Raw genomic sequence first — 14121 nt, forward strand, 5'->3', positions numbered from 1 at the left:
CAACAAAACCAAAAAATTAGTACAATAATAGCAATTGTACTAACCAATCAGCTAGGGCTAGTTATAAATTGGCTAATTAACCTAGTTAAAGGCGCTATTTATCTATATTGGGAGATAATAATTTGATGTAATTCCAACCATCAACTCATTATGTTTTATGGAGCTAAAAATGAAAGTAGCCTTTATTGGTTTAGGTACTATGGGTTATCCCATGGCTGGGCATTTACAGTTAAACGGTTTGGATACCACAGTATTTAATAGGACTATGTCAAAGTCACTAGCCTGGCAACAACAATACAAAGGAAAAGTAGCTCAGACGCCCAAAGAGGCCTGCGAACAGGCAGAAATTGTGATGTTATGCGTCGGCAACGATAACGACCTAAGAGAAGTATGTTTTGGACCTGATGGCGTCTTAACCGGTTTAGCTCCTAATGGGATATTGATAGATCACACAACCACTTCTGTAGAAGTTGCGAAAGAAATTGCCGCCGCGCTGCCATTACAAGATCAACGCTTTTTAGATGCACCGGTTTCTGGTGGTGAAATTGGAGCGCAAAAAGGTGAGCTAACTATTATGGTAGGTGGCGATAAGCAGAGCCTTGAGAAAGTACACAGTGCCTTGTCTTGTTATGCTCAAAGTATCAACCTCTTAGGAGCAGTAGGTGCCGGTCAAACCTGTAAAATGGTGAATCAAATTTGCATAGCAGGAATATTACAAGGCATGTCTGAAGGCTTAGCGTTAGCCAAGCAATCAGGTTTAGATTTAGTACAAGTTAAAGATGTTTTGAAACATGGAGCAGCACAGTCTTGGCAATTAGAACAAAGAACAGAAACCATATCGATGGATAAGTTTGATTTTGGCTTTGCAATAGACTGGATGAGAAAAGATCTTAATATTTGCCTTAATCAAGCGCAGCAATTAGGAATAGATACCCCACTAGTCAAACTTGTAGATGCATCCTACGAGCAACTTCAAAAGCAAGGTTACAATCGTTGTGATACCTCAATATTAGTGAAGTCAATCATGTCTAAGGATCAGTCTTAATTTAATGGAACATATCACTATAGGGTTAATATGCTTGTTGTTTGTCGTTGCTTTAGTGGCTGGGTTACTTGATACATTAGCTGGAGGGGGCGGATTAATCACCCTCCCCGTTCTTATGTTATCGGGTGTAAACCCACTAGTTGCTATAGGAACCAACAAACTTCAAGGGGCCATAGGCACAGCCACGGCGAGTTTCATTCTTATCAAGAAGAGGAATATTCACTGGCCAACAATAAAGCCTTTGATGTTACCTACCTTTATTGGAGCGTCGTTGGGTTCTATTGCAGTGTTATTTATCAATACCAGCGCGCTATCCTTTTTAATTCCATTAGTGTTAGCCTGCATCGCTATAATTTTTCTGGTATCTCCCACCCCTAAAGTTAGCGAACCTCAGGTTTCCTACAAAACTTATAAAAGCGGCGTATTACCTTGTATAGGCTTTTACGACGGTATGTTTGGCCCGGGTACGGGCTCATTTTTTGCCTTAGCCAACATAAAATGTAGAGGGTATGATTTAGTGGTATCAACAGCTATGGCTAAACCCCTCAACTTTTCTACCAATCTAGCCTCCTTATTGGTATTCATTGCTACAGATAACCTTTTATGGTCAATCGGCCTACTTATGATGTTAGGGCAATTTATTGGAGCTTGGTTAGGCTCTCATCTCCTATTTAAAATTAATCCAATTTACCTAAGAGTTCTTATCGTATTAATGTCTTCTTGCATGTTAATAAAATATCTAGCTTCCATGGACTGAGCCCTTCATTCATGATCTTGATATTCGTTAATACATAATGTTACTTGGCAGTTTTTAGGATTTTTGCGTTTAATGAACAACAGAATCCACTATGTTCAAGTTTTAACGGGGTAATCAAGTTGTCAATAAGCTACCTAAACTTAGCAATACCTAATGCAGGAGAACTAGTAGAAGTTGCCCAAGGAGTATTTTGGCTACGTATGCCTCTACCTTTTGACCTTGACCATATCAATCTTTATCTAATTAAAGACGGTGAGGATGGCTTTGCCCTAGTAGACACAGGAATTGGAACCAAACAAACCGAAACGCTCTGGGAGCAAATCATTAGCGCCTTAGACACACCAATAACAAAAGTAATTGTTACCCATATGCACCCAGATCATATAGGTATGGCTGGATACTTAGTCGAAAAATTTCGAGTACCTTTTTATATGAGCCATGATGAGTATTTTGTTGGTCGTGCAATTTCAGCAGGCCCTCGAGGCGCTTCAGACTGGCAAGACCAAGAGTACTTAGTTAGGTGCGGTATGTCTAAAAAAGAACTTACAGAAGCTCAGAAAAATAGACAAAGGAGCAAAGGGATAGGAAGTCTAGTTAAACCAATTCCACTACAGTTCACTAGGCTAAGTGCAGGCGACACTCTAACAATAGATAATGAAAATTGGCTGGTGATTATAGGTAAAGGACATTCTCCAGAGCATGTAAGCTTGTATAATGCTAACAGCAATATTTTAATTTCTGGTGACCATGTGTTGCCCCATATATCCCCTAATATTGGGGTTTATAATACCGAACCAAACGCTAACCCTTTAAAACAGTATCTCGATACGTTACCGCAATTTACAGAATTACCCAGTGATGCTTTGGTTCTTCCTTCCCATAAGCAACCATTTTATGGATTACACACTAGAGTCAACGAGCTTATTAATCACCACCACGAGCATCTAGACAACCTAAGAGTCTTCTGTCAACAGGGCAAAACCATTGAACAATGTTTGCCGGTATTGTTTAAGCGTAAGCTAAACTCACGTAACATATACTTTGCCATTGCAGAGTCATTTGCACACCTTAACTATTTGTACTTTACAGGTGAATGTAGTCGACACATTAATGCTGAGGGGCAGTTTATTTTCACCCTAAAATAAGTGAGATTTTTTTGTTAGCGTTTGAATACAATCAGTTTAATGGTGTCATTGTAGACACCAAGCACATTCCTCAAGACATTAAGAGCTTTTCACAACAGTTAAATGCACTTTTACAGCACACTAAACAGCAAAATAAAGCCGTTGTTTGGCTTACCTTAGATATAACACTGTCTCATCTAATTGCTGTTGCTACAGAGCAAGGTTTTACATTTCATAACTGTTTACCTGATCAAGTAACCCTAATCTATAAATCTAAGCCAGAAGATTTTGCGCCCTTTGTACCCACTCACTCAATTGGCGCAGGCGGTTTAGTTCAAAACGAGCATGGCGATATTCTCGTTATTAGAGAGCATGGAGCTTCTAACTATAAACTTCCTGGTGGGCATGTAGAATTAGGCGAAAAAATTGAAGATGCCGTTATACGAGAAGTATTCGAAGAAACCGGAATAAAGGCACATTTTGATAGTATTCTAGGTATGGCTAGTACACATCCATATAGATTTGGAAAATCCAATATTTATGTAATTTGCAAACTACTCCCAGAAACCACTAGCATAGATATTCAAGATCCCCTTGAAATAGATGATGCTAAATGGGTATCACCAATTGACTATTTAGTGGATAACAACAATAGTCCATTTAATAAGTATTTGGTTAAGTCTCTACTTAACACCTCAGGGCTTACTAAGTCTTCTTTAGATTTGTCGCAGTTTTCAACCCTTAAGCATGAGGTATTTTTAAGCCAGTCATAAATCTAAACATAAAAAACGGGGCCTTAGGCCCCGTTCTCAACTCGCTATTAAAAGCCTAATTTAAATATATTCTACTTCTGAAATTTCAAACTCAATTGAGCCTTTAGGCGTTTGTATTGTGACCACATCATCAAGAGATTTTCCGATTAACCCTCGAGCAATAGGTGATCCAACTGAAATAAGATTATTCTTAATATCTGCTTCATCTTCACCCACTATACGGTAGGTTATCTCTTCATCAGTATCCATATTTATAATGGTCACTGTGGTACCGAAAATAACTTTACCGTTATTAGTCATCTTAGTGACATCAATAATTTGGACATTAGAAAGCTTACCTTCGATATCCTGTATACGCCCTTCACAAAAGCTTTGTTGCTCTCGGGCCGCATGATACTCGGCATTTTCCTTCAAATCACCGTGCTCACGAGCTTCTGCTATTGCCTTAACAATTTCAGGTCTTTTCACAGACTTTAAATATTTCAACTCTTCACGCAGTAAATCTGCGCCTTTCGCTGTCATTGGATATTGGGTCATATCAACAACTCTCTTATTTTTGTTATTTACTAGATAAAACTATATCTAAACAATATGGGCTAAATGCTTAAATTCAACACTTAAACATCTAGCCATATTATATGTGAGGGTTAATGGATGCGTTTGTGAAGCTCTTGAACCGAGGTCACTCTTGCTTTGTCGTCTGCCTTATTGGCATTTACTGTGGCAAATGCCGCATTCATAGTGGTGGTGTAAGAAACTTTATTCAACAAAGCCTCCTTACGGATATAAACAGAATCATCAATGGCTTGACGGCCTTCTGTTGTATTAACTATATAGCAATACTCACCATTTTTAATAGCATCAACTATGTTTGGACGCCCTTCGCTTAGCTTATTAACCACACTACAAGGGATACCAACATTCGTTAACACCCTAGCTGTACCTTTTGTCGCTTCAAGGGTAAACCCTTTAGCAATCATAATTTGAGCCAACTCGATAACGCGGTTACGGTCGTTCAAACGCACAGATAAAAGGGCTTTACCTCCAGTAGGAATAGGCTGACTGGCGCCTAGATTAGCTTTGGCATATGCCTCTTCAAAGCTTTCTCCAACGCCCATGACTTCACCCGTTGAACGCATTTCTGGTCCAAGTAAAGGATCCACCCCTTGGAACTTAGCAAAAGGCAACACCACTTCTTTAACTGAGTAAAAAGGTGGAATAATTTCTTTGGTAATTCCTTGAGACGCTAACGACTGACCCGCCATAGCTCTGGCACCAATCTTAGCTAAAGGAATACCCGTTGCTTTAGAAACGAAAGGAACAGTACGAGCAGCTCTTGGGTTAACTTCAATCAAATATACTTGACCATCTTTAACCGCAAACTGAGTATTCATTAAGCCAATTACGCCTAATTCTATCGCCATGGCTTTTACTTGCTTGCGCATAACGTCTTGAATTTCAGAGCTTAGTGAATAAGAAGGCAATGAACATGCCGAATCACCAGAGTGAACCCCAGCTTGTTCAATATGCTCCATAATGCCACCAATAATGACATCTTTACCGTCACTAATGGCGTCTACGTCAACTTCAATTGCATCATCTAAGAAACGGTCCAGTAGTACTGGAGAGTCGTTAGATACTTTCACTGCGTTATTCAAGTAGCGTTTAAGGTCGTTAAGTTCGTAGACTATTTCCATAGCACGTCCACCGAGTACATAGGACGGACGAACAACCAATGGGAAACCAATTTTCTCAGCTGCGATTAAAGCCTGTTCCATATTACTTACGGTGGCATTTGCAGGCTGCTTAAGGTTTAGCTTGTTGACCATTTTTTGGAAACGCTCACGGTCTTCTGCTTTATCAATTGCATCCGGAGAAGTACCAATAATAGGGACACCGGCAGCTTCAAGATCCCGCGCTAATTTAAGCGGGGTTTGACCACCATATTGCACGATCACGCCTTTTGGTTTTTCTATTCGAACAATCTCAAGTACATCTTCTAAGGTAACCGATTCAAAATACAAACGGTCAGACGTGTCATAATCCGTAGATACTGTCTCTGGATTACAGTTTACCATAATGGTTTCATAGCCATCTTCGCGCATAGCTAATGCAGCGTGTACACAGCAATAATCAAATTCTATGCCTTGACCAATTCGGTTAGGACCACCACCAATGACCATAATTTTGTCTTTGTCTGATGGGTTAGCTTCACACTCTTCATCATAGGTAGAATACATGTAAGCAGTATCTGACGAAAACTCAGCAGCACAGGTATCAACACGCTTATAAACAGGGTGAATATCAAAACCTCTACGAACATCGCGAACATCAACTTCGTCAACACCGGTCAACTCAGCAATTCTTGAGTCAGCAAAACCTTTACGTTTTAAACTTGTCATTAACTGGCTATCGATACCAGACAAGCCTATCTCTATTAATTTTTGCTCAAGTATAACCAGCTCTTCAATCTGTACTAAGTACCATCTATCTACATTGGTAAGGTTAAAGATTTCATCAACTGACATCCCCATACGCATTGCATCTGCGATGTACCAAATACGTTCAGCACCAGGCTCTCTTAATTCACGTATTATGATATTTCTAGCGTCAGGTGAATTTATATCTATGATTGAGTCTAAACCATTCACCCCTACTTCAAGACCTCTTAAGGCTTTTTGTAGCGATTCTTGTTGATTTCGACCAATAGACATTACCTCACCCACAGACTTCATTTGTGTGGTCAAGCGGTCATTAGCACCGGCAAACTTTTCAAAGTTAAATCGAGGAATTTTGGTCACAACATAATCGATAGTCGGTTCAAATGACGCAGGTGTTAAACCACCCGTAATATCATTTGCTAACTCATCTAAGGTGTAACCCACCGCAAGTTTTGCAGCTACTTTAGCGATTGGGAAGCCCGTCGCCTTTGAAGCAAGAGCAGAAGAGCGAGAAACCCTAGGGTTCATCTCTATAATCACTAAACGACCAGTTTTAGGGTCAACCCCAAACTGAACGTTTGAACCACCAGTTTCAACGCCGATTTCACGTAAGACAGCTATGGCTGCGTTACGCATAATTTGGAACTCTTTATCTGTTAGCGTTTGTGCTGGTGCAACGGTAATAGAGTCACCTGTGTGTACTCCCATTGGATCGAAGTTTTCTATAGTACAAACAATGATACAGTTGTCTGCTTTATCTCTAACAACTTCCATCTCATATTCTTTCCACCCTATTAATGACTCATCAATTAATAGTTCTGAAGTTGGAGACAAATCTAAACCTCGAACACAGATTTCCTCAAACTCTTGCTTGTTATAAGCAATCCCACCACCAGAACCACCCATGGTAAAAGATGGTCTAATAATACAAGGGAAGCCAATTCGAGTACTTACGTCAAATGCTTGTTCTAGGGTGTGTGCAATTTCAGCTCTAGGACACTCAAGGCCAATAGACTTCATTGCTTTATCAAAGCGTTCTCTGTCTTCAGCTTTATCAATGGCGTCTGCTGTTGCACCAATCATTTCAACACCAAACTCTTCCAATACACCGTGCTTGTTCAAATCTAAGGCACAGTTAAGAGCAGTCTGTCCACCCATAGTAGGCAGCACTGCATCAGGGCGTTCTTTTTCAATGATTTTTCTTACAACTTCCCAGTGAATAGGCTCAATGTAAGTCGCATCAGCCATTTCAGGATCAGTCATTATAGTGGCAGGATTAGAGTTAACTAATATAACTCTATATCCTTCTTCACGGAGGGCTTTACAGGCTTGAGCACCTGAATAGTCAAATTCACAAGCTTGACCGATAACAATTGGCCCAGCGCCTATTATTAAGATGCTTTTTAAGTCAGTACGTTTTGGCATATCACTAATTACTCTATAAAATTTGGTGCTGTTAAAATGGCGTGCTATTTAGCTTGCTGCATCAACTCAATAAAATGGTCGAACAATGGCGCGGCATCATGAGGCCCAGGGCTTGCTTCAGGGTGCCCCTGAAAACTAAACGCAGGCTTATCCGTGCGATGTATACCTTGTAAAGATTTATCGAATAAAGACACATGGGTCACTTCTAAATGACTTGGCAAGTCATTCTCATCAACAGCAAAGCCATGGTTTTGACTGGTGATCATCACTCTATTGCCTTTAAGGTCTTTTACTGGGTGGTTAGCACCGTGATGACCAAACTTCATTTTGATGGTTTTAGCCCCACTCGCCAGCGCCAATAATTGATGGCCTAAACAAATTCCAAAAATTGGAATATTGGTTTCTAACAATTTAGAAATAGCGTCAATTGCGTAATCGCAAGGTTCTGGATCACCGGGGCCATTTGATAAAAATACGCCGTCAGGTTTTAAGGCTAGAACTTCTTCAGCCGTTGTTTTTGCAGGAACAACTGTCAATTTACAACCACGGTCAGCTAACATTCTTAAGATATTACGTTTTACACCGTAATCGTATGCCACCACATGAAAATCTGCAGTATTCTGCCCCGTCACATAGCCGTTACCTAATTGCCAACTTCCATCAGTCCAGTCGTAGCTTTCTTCACAGGTAACTTCTTTTGCTAAGTCCATGCCTTTTAAACCAGCAAAAGCTTTGGCTTTAGCGAGCGCTTCTGTTTCGTCTAATGCCAGTTCATCTAAAGTGTGACTTGCGATAATGCAACCATTTTGAGCACCCTTATCACGTAAAATGCGTGTAAGCCTGCGGGTATCGATATCAGCAATGCCTAAAATATTGTTATCTTCTAGATATTCAGAAAGACTTTTTTCACTGCGGAAGTTACTAACGATCAAAGGTAAATCTCGAATAATCAGGCCCTTGGCCCATATTTTATTCGACTCACAATCTTCTTGATTGATACCAGTATTACCAATGTGAGGATAAGTTAAGGTGACAATTTGTTCAGCGTAAGAAGGGTCAGTTAGAATTTCCTGATATCCTGTCATAGAGGTATTAAATACAACCTCCCCCACCGATACACCAGAAGCTCCAATTGCAGTACCTTTAAAGACCGAGCCATCTTCAAGTACTAATAGGGCGGAATTAGCCAAATCAACCTCCAGGTTTATTTTTAACGGATTAACCTAGGGCGCTGCACTTCGACATATTTAGCAGCACCCCAATAAATTTATGCAAACATATGATTCATATGAATATTTAGTCAATTTGCTAACTTAAAAAGGGTGAAAATCAAACGATTCCACTAAATTTTGGCAAATTCGCAATATTATACATGCTGAATCAATTTAGATCTACGACCAATTATTAAAATGTATATAAATAAGGCTTTAATCATAATTTTTATACATAAGCGGTAAAAATCACAATTAAGCACCTTATGGATTGCAACTCAGTTTAGCTTACTTAAATCCTAATACATCTTGCATATCGTACAAACCAGCAGGTTTATCAACTAGCCAAGTGGCAGCTTTAACTGCGCCTTTAGCAAAGGTCAATCTGCTGGAGGCTTTGTGGGTTATCTCTAATCGCTCACCTATATCCGCAAATAAAGCAGTGTGCTCTCCAACTACATCCCCTGCCCTTACGGTAGCAAAACCAATTGTATTGTGGTCTCGCTCTCCAGTATCGCCTTCTCGTCCATACACGGCGCAACTTGATAAGTCACGACCAATTTCATCTGCAATCGCTTCCCCAATTGCTACGGCGGTACCTGAAGGCGCATCTTTTTTAAATCTGTGGTGAGCTTCTAATATTTCAATATCAGCGGTTTCAGCCATTACCGAAGCTGCTTGGCGAACCAAATTTAGCATCAAGTTAACACCCACACTAAAGTTAGCTGCAAACACTACTGGAATAGCCTTAGAAGCCTCTACTAATAATTGTTTTTGCTGTTCAGATAAACCTGTGGTGCCAATCACGACTGGCTTTTTATTAGCGACACAAAACGCTAGGTTGTCAGCAAGCGCTAAAGGCAAAGTAAAATCAATGAATATATCTGTTTGTGATAAAAACCCCGATAGGTCTGAGGTCACTTCAAGCCCAACTTTTCCAATGCCAGCCAACTCTCCCACATCAACACCAACAAAAGAAGACGATGCTCTAACACCTGCAGCTGAAAGTTGCACCCCAGGAGTTTGATTAACCGCATCTATTAACACCCTGCCCATGCGGCCATTCGCCCCAAATATTGCAATATTACTCATAGTTTTCCGATAACTTTAACGTTAAAAATTTATAGGTGAATTGTGCCTTAATTCAAATATTTATGCAGTAAGTGCCGCATTAACTTTTTTTTATAACTAAGAAGATTACTAGGTTAAGCAGTGATTGAATTTCATCGAATCTGTAGTTATCACTACAACACTCAAGCAAAAGTTTTACTGAGTATTCAAACTTTTAAGTACAGGAGGTGTAATAAGTTTATTTAACTGGTAGATCAGGCAATTGAAATATCAAGCAATATTTAGCCCTATGAATATGATTCTCCAAAATATTTATATTCTTTGAAAATATCCTGAAATAAAAATCTGGTTTAGCGGTCCTGCTTATCTCAATAACTATTTTAATAAACGTAAGGATGTTTATGTCTAACACTTCAATTAACGATTTTCAAAACCGCTTACAGTGGTCTCTTTTCTCACTGCGCTTAGGTGTGTTCATTGTTATGCTAATGTGGACGCTAGATAAATTTTATAATCCAGGTCACAGTGCTCGTATATTTGAACACTTCTATGGAATAAGCGGCTCCACAGATACAGTTGCTTATATTTTAGGGGCTCTGCAACTTATCTTGGTATTAGCCTTTGTAGCGGGGATTCAAAAGCGCATTACCTATGGCATCATTTTTATCATGCACGGGTTATCGACTTTATCATCATATAACCAATATATAGACGGCTTTAACAATTTATTGTTTTTTACTGCTTGGCCTATGTGGGCAGCCTGTTTAGCTCTTTATTTACTTAGAGAAGAAGACGTTAAGTTTACTCTATAAAATAAACGTTCAAGCCCACCTTTAAAAGTGGGCTTTGATTCAATTACCGCTATATACTCCTAAAAATACCTAAACTCAGAAGTTAACCCGGAATTTATTATTTTAAATTAGCAGCTTTGTGGACTGAATCCATCTAATAAAGACGTAAGAACTTGGGGTACGCCAATCTCAGACTGAGCTTGAAGGTCTACTTTAAACGCATCATTGTTATCGATTATCTGCACGGGGAAAATATAAGGAAGGGATTGCACCCAACTTTCTATACCTTCAACAAATATAGTTCCAGAGTACCTAAATTTTAAAATTCTAGGATCATCAATAACGATGGGGATACTTGAATACCTATTAATATCTTCAATTACAAAGCCTAAGCTTTCATCTAGATACTTTAAGGTTCCGTTACGCCAAGAAGTTTGCGCTTGAACATCTACAGTTTCCACAGCAGATATTTCATTTTTATCGTACTCAATACTTTGACCTGCCTCTAAAAATGCATCTGTTTTTAACTTTTTGTAAAAAACACTAGATGTCATTCTAGCCACATAGCGATCATTTTCTGGCTCTACTATTACCTTTCCTTCAGTTACGGTAACCACTGAACGAACACTCTGCCTAGAAATATTAAATTCAGTACCCAAGGCAGTAACGGAGCGACTGCCACTATCAACTGTAAAGGGACGACTTGGATCTTTTGCCACATCAAAATATGCCTCACCATATTCGAGTTCTATATGCCGAGCATTTTTATTGTAGCGTACGGTAATTTTTGTATCTGCTCCTAAGGTAACACTAGAATTATCTTCAAGTATTATTGGTAAATTTTCACCTTTACTAGACTGATAAACAAATTCACTTTGAGTATTTAAATTAAAGTAGAAAATAGTAGTTACCAAAATAAAAGCCACAGCAGCTGTAACACTAAAACGTAAGTAAGCCGGCGCAAAATCCAACGCTCTAATATTCATTGCCCGAGCCTTATTCTTTATTTTAGAAAACAAGCTGTTTTGCTTACTATTCCATTTGGCTACGCTCACACTACCATCATAGTCATCGTCCATTAATTCCCTTTCATCAGGCCAATGCATTTCATCTATAGAGGCAGTAATACACATTAGGCTTTCTACTTTTTTAAATGCTTGGGCATGCTCTGGCGCTTTAACAAGCCATTCTTGCCACTGCTGAATTTCTTCAGTTGTAATATCAGGCTCTTGCAATCGATAGTAATAATCGGTTGCGATTTCAAAAAGCGCTTGATTAGTTTTCACTTTCATCACTGTATCCAAATTGTTCGTTCAAGCGGAGTTGACAATGCTCTGTCGCCCGAACTAGATATTTTCTTACCATGCGATCTGAAACTCGCATTAAACTGGCGATTTCTTTACTTGATAAACCATGGAACTGTTTAAGCAAAAATACTTTACGACACTTAGGTGGTAGCTCTTCTATGGCTTTAGAAACCAAAACTAGCTGCTCCTGCCTAAGTGCAATATGCTCTTCTGATGGCGCCATGGTTTGAAAAAACTCAAATTTTTCAGGTTGTTTACTTCTTTGCTTTAACCTCAGTCTGTCAACGGCTAAATTAGAAGCTATTTTAAATAGGTAGGCTTTTAAGTAGCTGATGGCATTAGGCTCATCCAATTTTAAAAGCTTAATGTAAGCCTCTTGTGCCACCTCATGGGCATCAGACTCTGACGGTAAACGAGACCTCAAAAAATTAAGTAAAGATTCATTGTGCTCTTTAAATAGATCTTCCACGACAGTTTTCTGAGCCACACTTATGTCTGTGTTAACGTTTTCTATTGCACGTTTTTCAGCTGGTATCATGGTTCTAATCTTCTAGACAATTATTATTTTTATTCCTATCCACACCCTAAGACGCTGTGACTTAAAAAATCGGAACCTAAGATCACAAAATATCTTAATTTATTTCATAAAAAAAAGCGCCCTGTTAACAGGACGCTTAAATACACTTTAGCATTTGAATTTCTGACTAGAATGCTACTCTTCAATATGCGTTTTGACTAGACTACTCGCCAAAAGCACCAGCTGGGCCTGGGAATACCACAGGACTTTCGTAGCCTTCTTTACTCACACTGGCTACACCAAAGTAATAATTGTCAATCACCACATTTTGTAAGGTGTACTCAGTGACATTTCCAACGTATTGACTGAACTGCCATTGGGGTTGGTCTGTATAGCGCCAATACACTTTGTAACCTTTAATGATGTCTTTTTCATCTGAGCTTGCAGCAGCCCAAGTCAGCTTAGTATCTGGCTCTACAGCACCAAATATTTCTACTTTTGCCGGAGGACTTGGCGCCCAAGCCATGGATGCCAAGGACACTGCATTTAGAGAAGTTAGTTTAGCTGCGTAGTCAAAGTCGACACCAGATATGACGTCGCCATACTCTACGCCATCTTCAATCCGTATATCGTTATGTTGACGATTGTAATGCTCATTAGTCTCCATAATACGTAAGGCTGGGAAACCCTCCATATTAAAGGGTCTGTGATGGCCACCTCGCTTGAATCTATCCAGCCTATACACCAACATAGTGTCTAAATTAGGAATATAGTCATCAGCTATTCTGTCTATATACCTAGCAAGGTTTCGAGACGCTGAGTCAACCTCGCCACCGGTAAACCTGCGTAATCTAGCCTCTTCTTCTGTTTCATTTGCTCGGGTACCTTCTGAGAAAATACGTGCAGTGGTATTGTTTATCACACCATTTATTCCGGCAATATTGCCTATCATGTCATTATTTAGGACTCCTTTGATGCGCCATCCATCTTCCTTGGCTTGCTTAGCCATTATTTTACCGCCCCAAAGGCCTTGCTCTTCTCCTGCTAAGGCAGCATAAATAATTGAACCGTTAAAATTGTATTGACTTAGTACTCTGGCTGTCTCAAGTAAACCAGCTAAACCAGAAGCATTATCATTGGCACCTGGCGAATCAGAGCTGAAGTTCATAGGATCACTAACACGACTATCGATATCGCCAGACATCACCACATACCTTGACGGGTCAATGGCTCCTTTTTGAATGGCTATTACGCTCACTATTTCAGTTGGGTTAGGGATCCTTCTTTGTCCCTCTATCACATCACTTTGAAAATAAACCTCTAAACACCCTCCACATTGCTCAGATATTTTTTCAAATTCTGATTTAATCCAGCGTCTTGCTGCCCCTATCCCTCTGGTATCTGATTCGGTAATAGATAGCGAATGTCTTGTGCCAAAATTAACAAGGGTATTAATGTCTTTTTCTATGTTAGAGGCAGATACCTTAGCTTGGATTTCTTGTAATTTGAGCTGGTCTCCCCCAAAAACTACAGAGGAACTCGTTGTAGCAGTTAAGAACAATGCGCTTGCTAACAATGAAGGGGAATGTGATAGCGATAATTTCCTAAAAAGCGAAGCCGCAATCGAATGAATTGTCATAAATATTCCTGTTGTCGTAA

The 14121-nt window shown here is 39.5% G+C and carries 12 protein-coding genes; 5 read left to right on the top strand and 7 right to left on the bottom strand.

Annotated elements, in window-relative coordinates:
* Window positions 1–169 precede the first annotated feature (169 nt).
* The 4 genes from ACMUMK_RS08415 (at window position 170) to ACMUMK_RS08430 (ending at window position 3699) form a co-directional block, all read left to right on the top strand.
* Entirely contained in the window at window positions 170–1045 is an 876-nt protein-coding gene (locus ACMUMK_RS08415; protein ID WP_414700684.1) for an NAD(P)-dependent oxidoreductase, read from the top strand.
* 4 nt (window positions 1046–1049) lie between these two features.
* Window positions 1050–1802: a TSUP family transporter gene (locus tag ACMUMK_RS08420; protein ID WP_414700685.1), complete on the top strand. Its 753-nt coding sequence runs from the start codon at window positions 1050–1052 to the stop codon at window positions 1800–1802.
* Window positions 1803–1921: 119 nt separating this feature from the next.
* Window positions 1922–2947: an MBL fold metallo-hydrolase gene (locus ACMUMK_RS08425; RefSeq protein WP_414700686.1), complete on the top strand. Its 1026-nt coding sequence runs from the start codon at window positions 1922–1924 to the stop codon at window positions 2945–2947.
* A gap of 11 nt (window positions 2948–2958) precedes the next feature.
* Window positions 2959–3699 carry an NUDIX domain-containing protein gene (locus tag ACMUMK_RS08430; RefSeq protein WP_414700687.1) on the top strand — a complete coding sequence of 247 codons (741 nt, stop codon included), beginning with the start codon at window positions 2959–2961 and terminating at the stop codon, window positions 3697–3699.
* Between the two features lie 60 nt (window positions 3700–3759).
* Here the strand turns inward: ACMUMK_RS08430 and greA are convergent, their stop codons facing one another.
* From greA to dapB, 4 genes are all read right to left on the bottom strand, one after another.
* Window positions 3760–4236, bottom strand: coding sequence for a transcription elongation factor GreA (gene greA, locus ACMUMK_RS08435; protein WP_414700688.1), 477 nt, complete (start codon window positions 4234–4236; stop codon window positions 3760–3762).
* Between the two features lie 110 nt (window positions 4237–4346).
* Window positions 4347–7565, bottom strand: a complete 3219-nt coding sequence (gene carB / locus ACMUMK_RS08440; protein ID WP_414700689.1) for a carbamoyl-phosphate synthase large subunit — start codon at window positions 7563–7565, stop codon at window positions 4347–4349.
* A 44-nt stretch (window positions 7566–7609) separates the two neighbouring features.
* Window positions 7610–8755: a glutamine-hydrolyzing carbamoyl-phosphate synthase small subunit gene (carA, locus tag ACMUMK_RS08445; RefSeq protein WP_414700690.1), complete on the bottom strand. Its 1146-nt coding sequence runs from the start codon at window positions 8753–8755 to the stop codon at window positions 7610–7612.
* A gap of 309 nt (window positions 8756–9064) precedes the next feature.
* Complete coding sequence (gene dapB / locus ACMUMK_RS08450; RefSeq protein ID WP_414700691.1) at window positions 9065–9868, bottom strand: 4-hydroxy-tetrahydrodipicolinate reductase; 804 nt, start codon at window positions 9866–9868, stop codon at window positions 9065–9067.
* A gap of 380 nt (window positions 9869–10248) precedes the next feature.
* On the opposite strand from dapB, the gene ACMUMK_RS08455 reads away from it, so the two are divergent.
* Window positions 10249–10659 carry a hypothetical protein gene (locus ACMUMK_RS08455; RefSeq protein WP_414700692.1) on the top strand — a complete coding sequence of 137 codons (411 nt, stop codon included), beginning with the start codon at window positions 10249–10251 and terminating at the stop codon, window positions 10657–10659.
* Between the two features lie 107 nt (window positions 10660–10766).
* Here the strand turns inward: ACMUMK_RS08455 and ACMUMK_RS08460 are convergent, their stop codons facing one another.
* The 3 genes from ACMUMK_RS08460 to ACMUMK_RS08470 form a co-directional block, all read right to left on the bottom strand.
* Window positions 10767–11930, bottom strand: a complete 1164-nt coding sequence (locus tag ACMUMK_RS08460) for a FecR family protein (RefSeq protein ID WP_414700693.1) — start codon at window positions 11928–11930, stop codon at window positions 10767–10769.
* Window positions 11914–12483 (bottom strand): RNA polymerase sigma factor, encoded by a 570-nt coding sequence (locus tag ACMUMK_RS08465; protein ID WP_414700694.1) that lies wholly within the window; start codon window positions 12481–12483, stop codon window positions 11914–11916. The genes ACMUMK_RS08460 and ACMUMK_RS08465 overlap by 17 nt, the downstream gene beginning before the upstream one ends.
* A gap of 202 nt (window positions 12484–12685) precedes the next feature.
* Window positions 12686–14101, bottom strand: a complete 1416-nt coding sequence (locus ACMUMK_RS08470; RefSeq protein WP_414700695.1) for a M28 family metallopeptidase — start codon at window positions 14099–14101, stop codon at window positions 12686–12688.
* Window positions 14102–14121 lie beyond the last annotated feature (20 nt).

Origin of the sequence: Paraglaciecola sp. 2405UD69-4, from assembly GCF_047525415.1 — a bacterium.
GTDB lineage: Bacteria > Pseudomonadota > Gammaproteobacteria > Enterobacterales > Alteromonadaceae > Paraglaciecola.